Origin of the sequence: Escherichia sp. TW14182 (assembly GCF_000208525.1) — a bacterium.
GTDB classification, from domain to species: domain Bacteria; phylum Pseudomonadota; class Gammaproteobacteria; order Enterobacterales; family Enterobacteriaceae; genus Escherichia; species Escherichia ruysiae.
On record NZ_AEJZ01000088.1, the window covers coordinates 1 to 15396 of the forward strand.

General features: G+C 45.9%; 12 protein-coding genes. 5 read left to right on the forward strand and 7 right to left on the reverse strand.

Going from position 1 to position 15396, the window contains the following annotated elements; translation table 11 throughout:
• The 4 genes from EQY_RS0109000 to EQY_RS0109015 all read right to left on the reverse strand — a co-directional run.
• The coding region (locus tag EQY_RS0109000) for an autotransporter outer membrane beta-barrel domain-containing protein (RefSeq protein ID WP_024212480.1) at positions 1-2985 on the reverse strand (2985 nt) is incomplete at its 3' end.
• 734 nt (positions 2986-3719) lie between these two features.
• On the reverse strand, positions 3720-4415 hold the full coding sequence (locus EQY_RS0109005) for a LutC/YkgG family protein (RefSeq protein ID WP_000370409.1): 696 nt from the start codon (positions 4413-4415) through the stop codon (positions 3720-3722).
• Positions 4408-5835, reverse strand: a complete 1428-nt coding sequence (locus EQY_RS0109010) for a LutB/LldF family L-lactate oxidation iron-sulfur protein (RefSeq protein ID WP_000023938.1) — start codon at positions 5833-5835, stop codon at positions 4408-4410. The genes EQY_RS0109005 and EQY_RS0109010 overlap by 8 nt, the downstream gene beginning before the upstream one ends.
• Before the next feature lie 10 nt (positions 5836-5845).
• Entirely contained in the window at positions 5846-6565 is a 720-nt protein-coding gene (locus EQY_RS0109015; RefSeq protein ID WP_001102104.1) for a (Fe-S)-binding protein, read from the reverse strand.
• Between the two features lie 493 nt (positions 6566-7058).
• On the opposite strand from EQY_RS0109015, the gene EQY_RS0109020 reads away from it, so the two are divergent.
• Complete coding sequence (locus EQY_RS0109020) at positions 7059-8612, forward strand: L-lactate permease (protein WP_000546182.1); 1554 nt, start codon at positions 7059-7061, stop codon at positions 8610-8612.
• A 185-nt stretch (positions 8613-8797) separates the two neighbouring features.
• On the opposite strand, the gene rclR is transcribed toward EQY_RS0109020, so the two are convergent.
• A complete protein-coding gene (gene rclR, locus EQY_RS0109025) occupies positions 8798-9661 on the reverse strand; it encodes a reactive chlorine-specific transcriptional regulator RclR (RefSeq protein ID WP_000339577.1) in 864 nt (287 codons plus the stop codon).
• Between the two features lie 226 nt (positions 9662-9887).
• Here rclR and rclA point away from each other — a divergent pair, with 226 nt between their 5' ends.
• The 4 genes from rclA to EQY_RS0109045 all read left to right on the forward strand — a co-directional run bounded on the left by rclA (position 9888) and on the right by EQY_RS0109045 (position 13235).
• Complete coding sequence (rclA, locus tag EQY_RS0109030) at positions 9888-11213, forward strand: reactive chlorine resistance oxidoreductase RclA (RefSeq protein WP_001046285.1); 1326 nt, start codon at positions 9888-9890, stop codon at positions 11211-11213.
• A 108-nt stretch (positions 11214-11321) separates the two neighbouring features.
• Positions 11322-11558: a reactive chlorine resistance periplasmic protein RclB gene (gene rclB / locus EQY_RS0109035; protein ID WP_000475154.1), complete on the forward strand. Its 237-nt coding sequence runs from the start codon at positions 11322-11324 to the stop codon at positions 11556-11558.
• Between the two features lie 11 nt (positions 11559-11569).
• On the forward strand, positions 11570-12157 hold the full coding sequence (rclC, locus tag EQY_RS0109040; protein ID WP_000417409.1) for a reactive chlorine species resistance protein RclC: 588 nt from the start codon (positions 11570-11572) through the stop codon (positions 12155-12157).
• A 178-nt stretch (positions 12158-12335) separates the two neighbouring features.
• Complete coding sequence (locus tag EQY_RS0109045) at positions 12336-13235, forward strand: LysR family transcriptional regulator (RefSeq protein WP_010344530.1); 900 nt, start codon at positions 12336-12338, stop codon at positions 13233-13235.
• Positions 13236-13403: 168 nt separating this feature from the next.
• Here EQY_RS0109045 and EQY_RS0109050 read toward each other — a convergent pair whose 3' ends face one another.
• Entirely contained in the window at positions 13404-14453 is a 1050-nt protein-coding gene (locus EQY_RS0109050; RefSeq protein ID WP_000848742.1) for an NAD(P)-dependent alcohol dehydrogenase, read from the reverse strand.
• 162 nt (positions 14454-14615) lie between these two features.
• A partial coding sequence (locus tag EQY_RS0109055) for an aldo/keto reductase (RefSeq protein WP_000304019.1) occupies positions 14616-15396 on the reverse strand: 781 nt, incomplete at its 5' end.

Below are 15396 nucleotides of genomic sequence, written 5' to 3' on the forward strand. Positions count from 1 at the left end.
CTCTGGCGTCGGCTCTGGCGTCGGCTCTGGTGTCGGATTCGGCTCCGGATTCGGCTCCGGATTCGGCATCGGCTCTGGCTCCGGTTGCGGTTCAACTGACTCACCACCGCTGGTCAGATACCAGTTACCGCTGTTTGCCCCCTGACCACGTGCGAGAGTGTAGTCATACGCGCCCGCAACGATACGCCCCGCCTGAACAAACTCCCCCTCGGACTTACCACCTACATGGATAAGTTCGATACCGTTAAGGGTTTTAGCGCCTGTACCGCCAGCGTTATTCACCGTAACGGACGTCATGCCGCTGGTATCGCCCTCAACAACCAGTTTATCAGTCACTGAATCATCGCCATTCAGTACCGTATTCATAACCAGTTGACCGTTATTACCGTGGTAGTTCCCCTTCACCACTAACGCATTGCCCGCTTGCTGTCCTGACATCCCGGTCATCAGCGTGCCGTTGTTGGTCAAATTGCCACCCAGGCTGTAACTCACAGGCACAGCCGCTCTTTTTTCACCGCTATTATTCAACACCAGGGTGCCGTTGTTCTCAACGTTTGCGCTACCCAATCCCTGTGCGTGGCTTACCAGGACATGAGCTGAGTTAGCAATATTCATATTCGCCGTCAGGCTGCTGTTATCGCCCGCGATATCCAGCGTGCCACCCTGAACATTCAGCGTCCCGCTCCCCGTTAATGAACCGGTTGCAGTGCCCCCGTTGGCAAGAGTCAGAGTTCCGCCGTTTAAGTTCAACAGCGAATCGGCGCTACCATTGAGCGTACCCACGGTCTGGCTATGACCATTCATATCCATTTCAGTTTCTGCCGCCAGACGCAGTTCCTGGGTATTACCCAACACATTATCGTTATTCAGCAAGAGCGTCCCGCTACGCAGATCGGTAACACCGGTATAGTCGTTGTCTTTGTTAGAAAGCGATACAGTCTGGCCTTTCTGGCTGCTGAATGCCAGGTCACCATTACCGGTAATTTTTGCGCTGAGATCGGCGGCATTCTCGCTTTTACCATTGGCACTCAGCACCAGGGCATCGCTGTCAGTAGCCTGCAAATCAAGCTGCGTCAGGCCATAGCCGATATACAGGCCGTCATTATTTACCCCACTCGTCAGACGATAGTCATAAGTGCCAACGGCAGCTTTTTTCCCATTCTGCTGAATATCACGTTGCGCACTGCTGGAGAGAGTTTGTCCATTTTTATCCTGCAATTGCAGATTGCCCGCATCCCCCAGCACCTCCGCCCCCTGCGCATCAACCAGCAGAATGGCGCTGTTATCATCATCAACTTCAGTGAGCGATAATGCAGAGTCAATATCACGAGATACTGAGCTTACAACGTCGCGGTCGGCAACCTGAATAACCCCCTCGCCCCGTAGATCCAGCGTTTTGCTAACTTTGACGGTTCCTTCTGTCATCTGTGCATCAGTTGTCAGAGCACCAAAATCAACGGTTCCGCCGGAGAACCCCAGAGTGCTAATGGAGTGAGTACCATTACCCACCGTTATCTGACTTCCCTGACCCGCAGTGATCCCGCCTCTCTGCAGAAACTCAGCATTCTGTTCCAGGTTAAATGTCGTGTTCTGGAACGCCAGTGAACCCTGGAACCAGTCGGTGTAAGCAAACTCATCGAAGGAGAATGCATGATTCCCCATGTCTATTTCAACAATGCCTTTACCTTGAAGATCGTTATCAAATACCCAATCTTTGTTGGCATTAATTTGCAATTTGCCATCAACATCCAGATCCGCATTACCGATGTTCTTTTCTTCAGTAATAACAGCTACAGCATCGGAGGCAACATCAATATATCCGCTGAATGCATAATTATTACCGGTCAAAGCAACCGTCCCACTGTCGATACTGATTGTACCGTTGCCGGAGATCTTATTGGCAAAGGTCATGCTATCGTCAGCCTTCAGGTGTAATTTTCCGCGATTAGAGATATCTGCCGTGCCTATATTTTGAGTGATCCCCAAAGCTCCATTTTGGCCAATCGTTACTTTGCCGCTAAATGCAGAATTATCACCGGTTAAGTAAGTCGTGCCACTGAGCGCATTGATATTGCCCAGCCCCTCACTACCACTGACAATGTTAGCGGAAATAGTCGCGTTTTTATCCGTGTGGTTTAATGTGATTTTCTTTTCGGATGTCGAAGCCCACACAAACTCAATTTTTTCGGCATCAATAATCCCTGCTGCTTTCGCATCACTCCCTTCCTGTGCACCTAACGCCAACTCCGAATTGGTGCTTAAACTAATTTTCGGTGCAGAAATTTTGCCGCCTTCTGAAACAGCAAGTGTGGTATCGGAGTTTTGATTATAATAGCCCAGACTAATTTGCTCACTGGCATTAACTTCACCACCGTTATTAACAGACAGGTACTGATCTCCACCGTAACTGCTGTAAACGCCCATGAAGAAAGTTTTGGAATTTACCTGGCTGCCTTCGCCACTGACATTTCCCTGCGTATAAGTCAGACGACTGGTGCCATTAACATGAATTTTGCCGCCGTTGGAGACATTAAAATAGCCGCGATCGTGCCTGGAGCCGGAGTTTGAGTCATAGAGATCATCAGCATACAATTCACTACCGGCATTTGAAACGTTTAGAAAACCCGTCCCTTTCAGCAATACATCAAGCTGACCATTGATATACACTTTCCCTCCGGTGATATCCAACCCACCACCAGAATTGAGCGTGAAACGTGGACGAGAAGTGTCTGTAACGTCGATAACCAGATTAGCATTATCAGTAACCGTAATACGGTAATCGATGTTTTGATCGGCCTTGCCAAAATCAATAGTCTTGTCCTGGTTCACGGTGACATCACCAGAGAACGCCAGAGATGAATATAAACCTATCGCGCTAATTAAAACGGCTCTTGCCTTCTTTCCTTTTATTCTACTTCCCAGCTCAGAGCAAACGCACCAACAGTTACGGGACCTGTTCCACTTTAGCCGATATATTTTATTCATGAGACTCTCCAGCAATGCATCCAGACAAAACCAAGCTCTCATACACCGAGGTGAATTAAATTCCGCACCTCGACTCATGAGAGATATAAAAATTCAAAAAGACTGCATAATATCGAAAACTGTATAATTCAGGCATACAGTTCAGAGGGTAATATAGGGCTAACTCTCCACTGGACACGTTTTCCAAATTAACAACCGCAACATCATCCTTACATTAACTTCCAGTTTTGAACACAGGCGCATTATATGTATCTACGAATCCAGATCAACTCAAAATATAGTCCAAAGCAAAGCAATGAGAGCTCGTATTAATATAAGAAAAATTGGTAACACTAAATGAGTATATAAATATAAGACTTATCTTATTAAAAATAATATATCAGCTTAGGACTGAATCCATTCAGCAAAAATATAAGATATTATTAAGAAAAGAATAAATCTCAGCGGGATTTAACTGTGATTACAAGGAAAGCATCTGAATGCTGTAAAAATATAAGCGTGGATTTTTACACTAAATCTTTACAGCGTAAAACTATAATGACACAAACAATCGACGTTCGGTTTATTTTTATCCACCAAACATAACACAAATGAACGGGTGTTTTAACTGCCTATTTTTCCATCACCCTGGTATATGCGCTCCCGTTTCTGAGCGCCCAGATAGAGCAGTTATTCCGTTCAATATGACAGCGCCATTCTGGATGTTCATACCAGAATGGCCGCCAATCTCTCTCTCAACAATCCTCAATAATCAGGTACACCGCCTTCACCGGCCCGTGAACCCCAACGACTTTGATAAGTTCAATGTCCGCTGTTGAACTGGGGCCACTGATGATGTTAATGCAGGATGGCATACGTTCACCGGCCTGCGCTTTCTGGTGCAATTTTTCTGCCAGCTGCGCCACTCGGGGCAAAATAGTGCTTTTACGCAAGATAAAAATAGAGGACTCAGGTAGCAGACTCAATGAACGCCCGCGCTCAGCGGCGGAAAAAAGAACCACACCTCCCGACTCTGTTAAGCCATATTCAGCATACACAACGCCAACTTTCGCCTGCTCCGCCAGAGCGATATTCTCGACACCTTTCGCCGGATCCCAAACAGCGGCATTGCATTCCTGCTGTAAACGTCCACTGATCCCCAGCTCCTCCAGTCGCTTGTCGCCACTCACCACGACCGACTGCTCTCCCAGCTCTTTACACAAACGTAATGCCGCTTCTGCCGCCTGCGCCTCGCTGGTCAGTTCACAACGCGTCAACATGACATCGCTGGCAAACTGGATAAACGCATCACAGTGCTGCTGTTGATTAAGTTCGGTAAGCCGCTCGTTAGCATAGTTGTTAAGCGGCGCATCTTCTGCTTGCGGTTCACGTCGCAGCGGGCGACCCAGTGCCTGAGCAACGTTGTTCAAAAATTCGCTCCGATTATCCATTCTTTTTCTCCTGCGCCTGATGTTTCTTAAACCAGCTACGGAAACTCTCTCCGTCAGCTTCAGGAAGATCGCGTGCTTCCATCCAGTCGCTAATTGCGCCGATCCTGAGCGGTGTTTTGCCGCCATTGATAAACCAGCTTGCCGCATGGGCGCCAGCCATCATTCCGACTTTCCACAATCCCGGATGACTATTGGCATAAGCAAACATTTTGATCGCCCGTTGCTCTGCTTTTGCGGTGATTCCTTTTTCAGCCATCACCCGACGATGGCGTAAAATCAGTTTCGACAGAGGAATACGCACCGGACAAACGCTGTCACAGGCCGTGCATAAAGAGCAGGCGTAAGGCAAATCTTTAAAATCTTTATAGCCGCCAAGCAATGGAGAAATCACCGCACCAATTGGTCCTGGGTAAATAGAGCCATATCCGTGACCGCCAATATGGCGATATGCCGGGCAGGTATTCATACAGGCTCCGCAGCGAATACAGCGCAGCACATCACGAAATTCAGAGGCCAGCACCTCGGAGCGTCCGTTATCAACAATAACCAGATGAAACTCTTCAGGGCCATCAACGTGTCCTGCTTCGCGCGGTCCTGTCAGCCAGGTGTTGTATCCCGTCAAACGCGCACCAACGGCACTGCGCGCCAGCATGGTGATCAATACGTCTACCTCAGCAAACGTGGGGGCGATACGCTCCATACCCATCACCGCAATGTGCGTTTTAGGCAGCGTGGTACACATTCGCGCATTACCTTCATTAGTCACCAGACATACCGAACCGGTTTCTGCCACCGCGAAATTACAGCCGGTAATACCGATTTCAGCACTGAGGAAATCTTCGCGGATCTTTTGGCGAATGAATAAGGTCATCGCTTCAGGCGTTTCCGGGCCATCATAACCCAGGCGTTCGTGTAGCACCCGGCGGATCTGGTGGCGATCTTTATGAATAGCCGGAACCACAACATGAGATGGCGGATCTTGATCCAACTGCAGAATGTATTCCCCCAGATCGGTTTCAATCACCTGAATGCCAGCATCCTGCAACACATGGTTGACGCCAATCTCTTCGGTCACCATTGATTTCGACTTCACCACTTTCCGCGCATTTTTACGCTGGGCGACCTGTAAAATGTAGCGGGTAGCATCTTCTTTGGTTTTTGCAAAATAGACGTGACCGCCGTTTTGCGTCACTTTTTCTGAGAGCTGGTACAAATAAGCGTCAAGATTACTCAGAACATGATCACGTATCTGGGCAGCGCGATCGCGCCACTCCTCCCAGTGCCCTAGTTCATCAACCATTTTTTGCCGATTTGCACCAATACGCTGCTGCGCATTTGCCACCGCTTTGCGCATGATCGGATCTTCAATTTGCTGACGGATGCGTGTCTTAAATTCTGTATTACTGGTTTTGATCGACATCTTTATATCCTCAGCGGCTCATCAGCACTTCAGCAATATGCATCACTTTGACTTTCTGCCCTTCACGTTGTAATCGCCCACTAATGTTCAGCAGGCAACTCACGTCAGCGCCAATTAAATACTCAGGGCGGACTTCCATCAGGTGCGAAACCTTTTCTTTCACCATCTCGCCGGATATTTCGGCCATTTTGACCGAGAACGTGCCGCCAAACCCGCAGCAAGTGTCCTGTTCGGCAAAGGGCAACAGCTCCAGTCCGCGTACATTTTTCAGCAGCGTAAGTGGCTCGTCCTTCACCCCCAGCTTACGGGACAGGCTGCAAGATGGGTGATACACCGCTCTCCCCTGCAAGCTGGCGCCGACATCCACTACCCCTAATTTATTAACAATAAAAGAGGTGAGATCCTGCATACGCGCGGCAACCTTTTCGGCACGTAATGCCCATTCAGGTTCATCCGCCAGATACGTCGGGTAACTTTTTACGGCATAGGTGCAGGAACCAGCAGGTGAAATAATGGGATCGTCGTTATCCTCCAGTGCAGCGATCAGATTTTTCATCCCCGGAATCGCTTCTTTGATATAACCACTATTGATCGCAGGCTGACCGCAGCATCCCTGTTTCTCCGGGAAATTTACGCGACAGCCGAGTTTTTCCAGTAGCAGCACGGAGTCTCGTGCCATCCTTGATTTCAGTGCATCACCAATACAGGTAACAAAGAAATTTACATTCACAACCAACACTCCATTACTTCATTTCTGTTTATGCCCGATGGCAACCACCCCTTCTGGGTTATCAATCATCAATAAAAATAGGGGCTCTTTTTTATTAAGTAATAAAATACAATTCCAAACTCATTTGTATGACAAAACAGATAATCCGTCATTCAATACCTGGATGCAATAACTAATTTTATTTCTTTCGGCATCGCTCACATTTTTATAAAGACACCAGCTATCAACACTGGGGTGAAAATTTGATTTAAGTGGGTCACAAAATTCATAAACCCGACCTTGAATACCTATTTAGAGTTACTCATTAAGGGGCTGTTAAAATATACATACATTATTTTATAAATCAGAATGTTAACAATAAATATACAAACATTAACAATGTGTAATTTTATTTTACTGAAGCGATTCAGTTTGCATTTTTTATTTTAATAATGAGATAACCTCCATCGGAAAAATAGATAAACAAGGTCGATAAATATAGTCAGGAATAGAAATGCACGGATATTTAATGTTTGCTATTGCACTCTCACCTTTGCTCCTTATGGTATTTTTGATTCTGAAACTGAAGGTGCCTGTTCATTATTCAGTTCTGATATCACTGGCATTTACAGCAGTTTTATCTGTCCTGTTCTGGGACATGCCAATACAGAATCTGAAAGCCTCAGTGGGTTATGGTGCACTCAAAGGATTATGGCCGATCGTGATTGTGATCCTCGGTGCAATATTCAGTTATAACGTCATGCAGGCAACCAAAGCTCTGGATATTCTCCGCGATATTCTCGCCAGTATTAGCGAAGATAAGCGTATCCAGGTGCTCCTTATTTCATGGTGTTTTGGTGGTTTTCTTGAGGCTGCTGCCGGCTACGGTACTGCGGTCGCCATTCCTATTGGTATCCTCATCGCGTTGGGATTCAACCCACTGAAAGCCGCAATTGCTTCACTGGTTGCCAATACGGTGCCTACAGCGTTTGGGGCGGTAGGTATTCCGGTTTCAATCCTCGCCGAGCAGGTTAATCTGTCTGTTTACACCTTAGGTGGCACAATTATTCTACAATTAGCGATTTTTAATCTCCTGCTGCCCTTTGTCATTATTTGTATTATTGGCGGCGGCGTGAAAGCGATTCGCGGCGTATTCCTTATCACACTGCTATGTGGCATCGCGACACTTATTCCGCAATACTTTGTTGCCGTCCATCTTGGTGCCGAATTGCCCGCTTTTGCTGGCAGCCTGGCTAGCCTTTTCGCTGTCGCAATTGCCAGCCGTCTGCGCAAAGGTGAAGTAGACCCAGAGTGGCGTATTGAAGCCAGCCATACCCGTGAAATGGCACCACGTTCGGCAAAGGTGCTGTTCCGGGTCGGTTCTATTTACCTGTTTATTTTTGTCTTTATTCTGCTGTGCTCACCGTTATTCCCAACGATAAAAGCAGCAGCATCTCAGCTGGCTTCAGTGCTGCATTTTTCACTGGTCGATGGCGGAACATTAGCATTAAAAATAGAATGGCTCACAACGCCTGGAATGTTGATTATCTTTGCAACTATTCTCGGCGGTTTTATTCAGGGGGCATCAGCACGCGGTATGCTGGAAGTATTTATCAAAACCGTATTCCAGCTTAAAAATTCTATTATTGCGATTATGGCCATTGTCGCCATGGCAACAGTTATGGATCTCAGCGGCATTATTTCTACGCTGGCACGGTCAATTGTCGATCTCACCGGAAGTTCATACGTCTTTCTCGCGCCGGTCATTGGTGCGCTGGGTACTTTTGTCACCGGCAGCGACACTAACTCGAATATTTTGTTTGGCAAACTACAAACTATTGCAGCCAGCAAGCTGCATATCGATCCCAATTGGCTGGCGGCGGCAAATACTTCCGGTGCCACGGGTGGGAAAATGATTTCACCGCAAAGTATTGCCATTGCCGTTTCTGCCACAAAAATGGAAGGGCAAGCCAATCAAATAATGTCTGGCACCATGAAATACTGCTGTGCTTACATCGCAATACTTGGCTTAAAAGTAGGTCTCTTTTATTTCTGGTTTATGCGATAAAGTGGTTTTCTTAACCATACGCTTTTATATGGATAAGGATGCACACAAAGATTAAGTAACAGAAATCTTACCTTTAGAATGCCTGGATGTTCTTTATTTCTACCAGAACATCCGGCTGTTTTTCCCCGCTACGCTGAGTATGACTTGCTCTATTTTTATAACAGATAATCTTATCCATACTTAGCTTATAAGATAACCTCCTGAAGCTGTCTGACTCTTTCCCGATATTCACCTGGAGTACAGCCAAACTCGCGAACAAAAGCCTTGTGAAAGGATGATTCACTGGCATAGCCTACTGACTCAGCGATCACCACGACGGGGAGCGTTTCCCGGGAAAACCGCTGAGCCGCTATTTGTAGCCGCAACTTTGTTAATACAGCCAGTGGCGTGGTTCCAGAAACATCACGAAAAAGTTGGGCAAAACTTGCCCTGGACATGTGAACGATGCTGGCCAGCGATTCGACTGTCCAGGGATGGCCAGGTATTTCCAGCATTTGCTGAATCACCGCGCCAAGGCGAGGATGAAGCAACAAACTGAGAATATTTTTCTCCGTATTAGCCTGTACGATCCATCCACGCACGGCGAGTGTAAAGAGTGTGGCGCATACCTGGCTACACAGAGCATCCGCTCCCGGCATTGCCGCTCTGGATTCCTGTTGTAAAAAAGGAATCGCCTCCCTCAGCCAGTTAAACTCCACGCTGTCACTTTCCGGTGCCAAAAACAGAGCTTCCGGCAAAGAGGTCAAAAAATAACGCGCCGAACGTTGCAGCCGAAGAGTGCCACATACGATACAGGTCGATTCATTTTCAATGTGACTCAGGCGATGAGCTGAGTTTTGTGGTAGCAGAACCACATTCCCAGGGCGCAATGTAAAGGTCTGCCCCGCCGGCATTTCCAGTTTCGCCGCACCTTGTGTTAACACATGCCAACGAATAACCGATAGTTCCCCCGCAACATGTGGAAGCTGCCAGTCACTTCCTAACTCGCAATTTTTATCGATCGTTCCTTGTGGAGCGTTAAGCATCAACAAACGGCTAAGGGCATCCATATCAGACTCCTGAGTAGTTTTTTGATTATAGATAGCAATAATCTTATATAAGACTTAAGCCAATATCATCAATAAGTTAATCATCATCGTTATATTGTGACCCTGATTAAAAAACAACGAACATCAGACGATAAGACAAAATATCAAGCGTTGTGAAGAAGTGTTATTTGCGCATTTACGTCTATAGTCATTACGTCAAATGAATACGTTTCGACAGGAAATTATCATGAATAAATATCAGGCAGTTATTATTGGTTTTGGTAAGGCAGGAAAAACATTAGCCGTCACGCTGGCTAAAGCGGGTTGGCGTGTGGCTCTCATCGAACAATCGAATGCAATGTATGGCGGGACATGTATTAATATCGGCTGCATCCCAACCAAAACATTGGTTCATGACGCACAACAGCACACAGATTTTTCCCGTGCCATGCAGCGTAAAGATGAGGTCGTCAAATTCTTACGCAATAAGAATTTCCATAATCTTGCGGATATGCCCAATATCGACGTGATCGTCGGGCAAGCGGAGTTTATCAATAATCATATTCTGCGTATTCATCGACCAGAGGGAAATCTGGAGATTCACGGTGAGAAAATTTTTATTAATACCGGCGCACAAACTGTGGTTCCATCAATTCCAGGAATAACCACGACGCCAGGCGTCTATGACAGTACCGGATTACTTAACCTGAAGGAATTACCCGAACATTTAGGTATTTTGGGCGGGGGATATATTGGCATTGAGTTCGCCTCTATGTTCGCTAATTTTGGCAGTAAGGTGACTATTTTCGAAGCAGCGCCTCTGTTTTTGCCTCGGGAAGATCGGGACATTGCTGATAATATCGCGACTATTTTACGCGAGCAGGGAGTGGATATTATCCTCAACGCCCATGTGCAGCGTATCAGCCACGATAAAAATAAAGTACAAGTGCATACCGGACACACTCAACTGGCGGTGGATGTCCTGTTAATTGCTTCCGGTCGCCAGCCTGCTACCGCCTCGTTAAAACCAGAAAATGCCGGGGTTGCGGAGAACGAGCGCGGGGCAATTGTCGTTGACAAGCGATTACATACCACCGCAGACAATATTTGGGCGATGGGAGATGTTACCGGCGGGCTGCAGTTTACTTATATTTCACTGGATGATTACCGCATTGTGCGCGATGAGTTACTGGGAGAAGGCAAACGTAGTACTGATGATCGGAAAAATGTGCCTTATTCCGTATTCATGACTCCTCCACTGTCTCGGGTTGGTATGACAGAAGAACAAGCCAGAGAGAGTGGTGCAGATATTCAGGTGGTTACATTGCCTGTAGCGGCAATTCCGCGCGCCAGAGTGATGAACGATACCCGTGGGGTATTAAAAGCGATTATCGATAATAAAACCCAACGTATATTAGGGGCATCACTGCTATGTGTTGACTCCCACGAGATGATCAATATTGTGAAAATGGCGATGGATGCCGGGCTGCCTTATAGCATATTACGCGATCAGATATTTACTCATCCGTCGATGAGCGAATCACTCAATGATCTATTTTCATTAGTCAAATAAACCTAAAATCAGACGCCAGGACAAATATTCTGGCGTCTCAGAGAAAACAATTTTATCAATTTTTGCTTATTCTATAATTCCTCAATCACTTCATTGATGGTATTTTATATGTTTAAAAAAACTGTTTTATTTGCAATGCTATTATCTGGTGTTATGGCTTTTTCCACCAATGCAGATGACAAAATAGTTCTGAAACATGTCAGCGTCTCGTCAGTATCAGCATCACCGACAGTTCTGGAGGATGCCATTGCTGATATCGCCAGAAAACATGACGCATCATCATGGAAAATTACCTCCATGCGGATTGATAACAACTCAACCGCGACGGCAGTATTGTATAAATAAGGACGTTGATAATGGAAAAATACCTGCACCTGTTAAGTCGGGGAGATAAAATTGGCCTGACATTGATTCGTCTGAGCATTGCGATTGTTTTTATGTGGATTGGGTTATTAAAGTTTGTCCCTTACGAGGCCGACAGCATTACACCATTCGTCGCGAACAGTCCGCTAATGTCGTTCTTCTATGAACATCCGGAAGAATATAAACAGTATCTGACTCACGAAGGCGAATATAAGCCGGAAGCCCGGACATGGCAAATTGCTAATAATACCTATGGTTTTTCCAATGGCCTTGGCGTCGTGGAGGTGATGATTGCTCTGCTGGTGTTAGCAAATCCTGTTAACCGGTGGTTGGGTTTATTGGGTGGATTAATGTCATTTGCCACACCGCTGGTAACACTCTCATTTTTAATCACCACTCCTGAAGCCTGGGTGCCTGCTCTGGGGGATGCTCATCATGGTTTTCCCTATTTATCCGGAGCCGGTCGTCTGGTGTTGAAAGATACCCTGATGCTGGCTGGCGCAGTCATGATAATGGCTGATTCGGCGCGGGAAATCCTTAAACAACGAAGTAATGAGTCATGTTCAGATTTTAAAATTTAACCCTTTATAATCAGAACAGAATCTGTTGTTTAATTTTTCAGGCGTCAGTTTTCCCTTTGTACAGGTAAGGCTGACGCTATTTTTATGCTCAATGTTTCCTTGTTTAAGGTTGGGGCTTACCATATCTCTCACGCTAACATGTAAACAGATATCTTTTTTCCGCAATGAGAGGCAGAGAGTGGCACGAGAAAATCTTAATGATTTAATGGCATTCATCGTTGTTGCGCGTGAAAAGAGTTTCACCAGGGCTGCTGCTCAATTGGGGATATCACAATCAGCTTTGAGTCACAGTATGCGCACCCTTGAATCTCGTCTGGGTATGAAACTCCTCACTCGCACCACCCGCAGCATATCGCTGACGGATGTAGGGCAATCAATGCTTGATGAGCTGGGGCCTTATATTGATGGGATTCAGGGAACATTGCAGCAACTAAAAGATCTCAACAAGAAGCCTGCTGGAACCGTTCGAATATCCACATCTGATTACGCTATCAGGTCTGTCATCTGGCCAAAACTTGAGCCATTACTAAAAGAATATCCGGATATAAATCTGGAATTAATTGATGATTATACTTTAACGGATATTGTATCCGGCCGATTCGATGCAGGAACGCGCCTGGGAGAACAGATATCCAGCGGTATGATCTCTGTACGTATTGGTCCCGACGTGCGCTTTGCTGTTGTCGGTTCGCCAGCATATTTTTCTCAACACCCTTTGCCAAAACATCCAGATGACCTTATTAGTCATAACTGCATTAATCTTCGTTTTCCAACGCATGGCAATCTGTATGCGTGGGAGTTTGAAAAAGAAGGAAAAAGCCTGAATGTAAAAGTCAGCGGTCAACTGGTGTTTAGCCGTATCTATCAAAATTTGCAGGCGGCGTTAGAGGGCTACGGCCTGGCGCATGTTCCACGCGATATTGCGGAAAAACACATCGCCAGCGGCGAACTGATCAGTGTACTTGAAGACTGGTGTCCTTATTGGGATGGTTATTATATTTATTACCCGGAAAACAGAAATCACTCAAAAGCATTCCAGCTGGTTGTTGATGCGCTACGCCATCATAAAAAAAACTGAACATCAGGCAGACAAAAGCCAGGGCTATCGCAAGGCTCTGGCTTTTTAATATCATTATGTCTGTTAGTGCTCAGCGAAAATTCCTGCTCTCAAACACATTTTTGGTTCCATTATTGAACGCCTTTCTTGTGAGTTGCTGGAAAATATACACTGCTGTGAATTATTCCGTTACTCAGCATTCAGTGACGCCATATCAATAACAAAACGATGTGCCATATCCCCTTTTGCAAGGCGAGAAAAAGCATCGTTTATCTGATCAATATTGATCATTTCACATTCGGGATAGATATTATGCTTCGCGCAGAAATCCAGCACTTCCTGTGTTTCTGCAATACCGCCGATGAGTGAGCCAGCAACACGGCGACGCCCCATAATCAGAGGGATCGTAGACGGTTCTTCCATTGGCCCAACCTGTCCAACAATAACTAATGCACCATCAATATCTAACAATGGGGTGTAGATATTCAGGTCGTGTTTAACGGGAACTGTATCGATAATCAAATCGAATGCACAGGCTGACATCTGTAATGCCTCAGGATCTGAAGACGGGAGAATGCCTTTTGCACCGAGCAATTTTGCGTCTGCCTCTTTGCTTTTAGTCCGGCTGATCACAGTAACGTCAGCCCCCATCGCGACAGCCAGTTTTACAGCCATATGACCTAAACCGCCTAACCCAATAACGCCAACACGGCTGCCTGGGCCAACATTCCAGGTTCGTAATGGTGAGAATGTGGTAATTCCGGCACAGAGAATCGGTGCAGTTTTGGCTAAATCCATATTTTCAGGGATCCGCAGTACAAATTCCTCACGAACCACAATATGTTTGGAGTAGCCTCCCTGAGTAATTTCGCCGCTGATCCGATCCTTAGCACCGTAGGTTGGCGTCATCCCGTGGCGGCAATACTGTTCTTCGCCTTGTTCACACTGGTCGCAATGCATACAGCTATCGACCATACAGCCAACGGCAACATGATCGCCTACTTGATATTTTTTAACCCCCTGCCCCACAGCTCTCACGATACCGACAATTTCGTGCCCCGGAATTAACGGATAAGGCTGAGGCCCCCAGTCACCATTAACTGTATGTAAATCTGAGTGACAAACACCACAATAAAGAATTTCAATGGCAATATCATTGTCCCGTAACTCACGACGTTTAAAATGATAAGGAACTAGTTTTGCGTCGGAAGAGAGTGCGGCATAACCGATAGTTTTCATAAAGTGCCTCTTCATTATGAAATGATTAATAATTTAAGAATCATATTCTTAAATCGCTGGTTAAAACCCATATTGTCTGAATTTACTATTTTATAAAACAAAACCTGTAAGCTCAGATAAAAACGTCATTATCCAAATAATATAGCTCAACAAATACTAAAATCAGTCATGTATTTTTACGCCAAGACAACCACGAACAAATTCAGGATTAAAATGTTTTACGGATTCACCAACATAGCCTAAATCAAGCGAACTAATTTGCTCCATTTCTGCCTCTGTCAGTGAAAAATCCCAGATGGCGAAGTTCTCTTCAATACGCTGTTGATGAGTTGATTTTGGGATAACAACCACGCCACGTTGAATATTCCAGCGCAATATCACCTGAGAAATCGTTTTTTGGTGGGCATCAGCAATACTCTGAAGCATTCTGTTTTCAAATGGCTTATGTCTTCCACCGCCTAGCGGAGCCCAGGCTTCAGGTTGCACATTATAGTGCTTCATGGTTGCCAGCGCCTCTGGTTGTGCAAAATAGGGATGCAGCTCAACCTGGTTCACCATTGGTTTTATTCTGACTGTTTCACAAAAGTTTGCTAATACATGAGGATAGAAATTGGAAACACCAATCGCTTTCAGTTTGCCTTCATCATAAGCGGCTTCCAGGGCTCGCCACGCACTGAAATAATCACGCATCGCCTGGTGCAATAAATAGAGGTCAAAATATTCAAGTCCCGATTTTTTTAACGATGCTTCAATTCCTGCTTTTGCTGTATCCTGATTAACCATATCCTGCACCCACAGTTTTGACGTAATAAATAACTCCTCACGGGTACAAAGACCTTCCGAAATGGCCTCACGAACAGCTTCACCGACAGCATCTTCATTACCGTATACCGCAGCCGTGTCGATAAGACGATGTAGTGGCATAGTGAATTTGGCCACCTGA

Bases quoted from the DNA above. Each gene is read 5' to 3' on its own strand.
- EQY_RS0109005 (WP_000370409.1), bottom strand. From the start codon at position 4,415: ATGGATAATCGGAGCGAATTTTTGAACAACGTTGCTCAGGCACTGGGT.
- EQY_RS0109010 (WP_000023938.1), bottom strand. From the start codon at position 5,835: ATGTCGATCAAAACCAGTAATACAGAATTTAAGACACGCATCCGTCAG.
- EQY_RS0109020 (WP_000546182.1), top strand. From the start codon at position 7,059: ATGCACGGATATTTAATGTTTGCTATTGCACTCTCACCTTTGCTCCTT.
- rclR (WP_000339577.1), bottom strand. From the start codon at position 9,661: ATGGATGCCCTTAGCCGTTTGTTGATGCTTAACGCTCCACAAGGAACG.
- rclA (WP_001046285.1), top strand. From the start codon at position 9,888: ATGAATAAATATCAGGCAGTTATTATTGGTTTTGGTAAGGCAGGAAAA.
- rclB (WP_000475154.1), top strand. From the start codon at position 11,322: ATGTTTAAAAAAACTGTTTTATTTGCAATGCTATTATCTGGTGTTATG.
- rclC (WP_000417409.1), top strand. From the start codon at position 11,570: ATGGAAAAATACCTGCACCTGTTAAGTCGGGGAGATAAAATTGGCCTG.
- EQY_RS0109050 (WP_000848742.1), bottom strand. From the start codon at position 14,453: ATGAAAACTATCGGTTATGCCGCACTCTCTTCCGACGCAAAACTAGTT.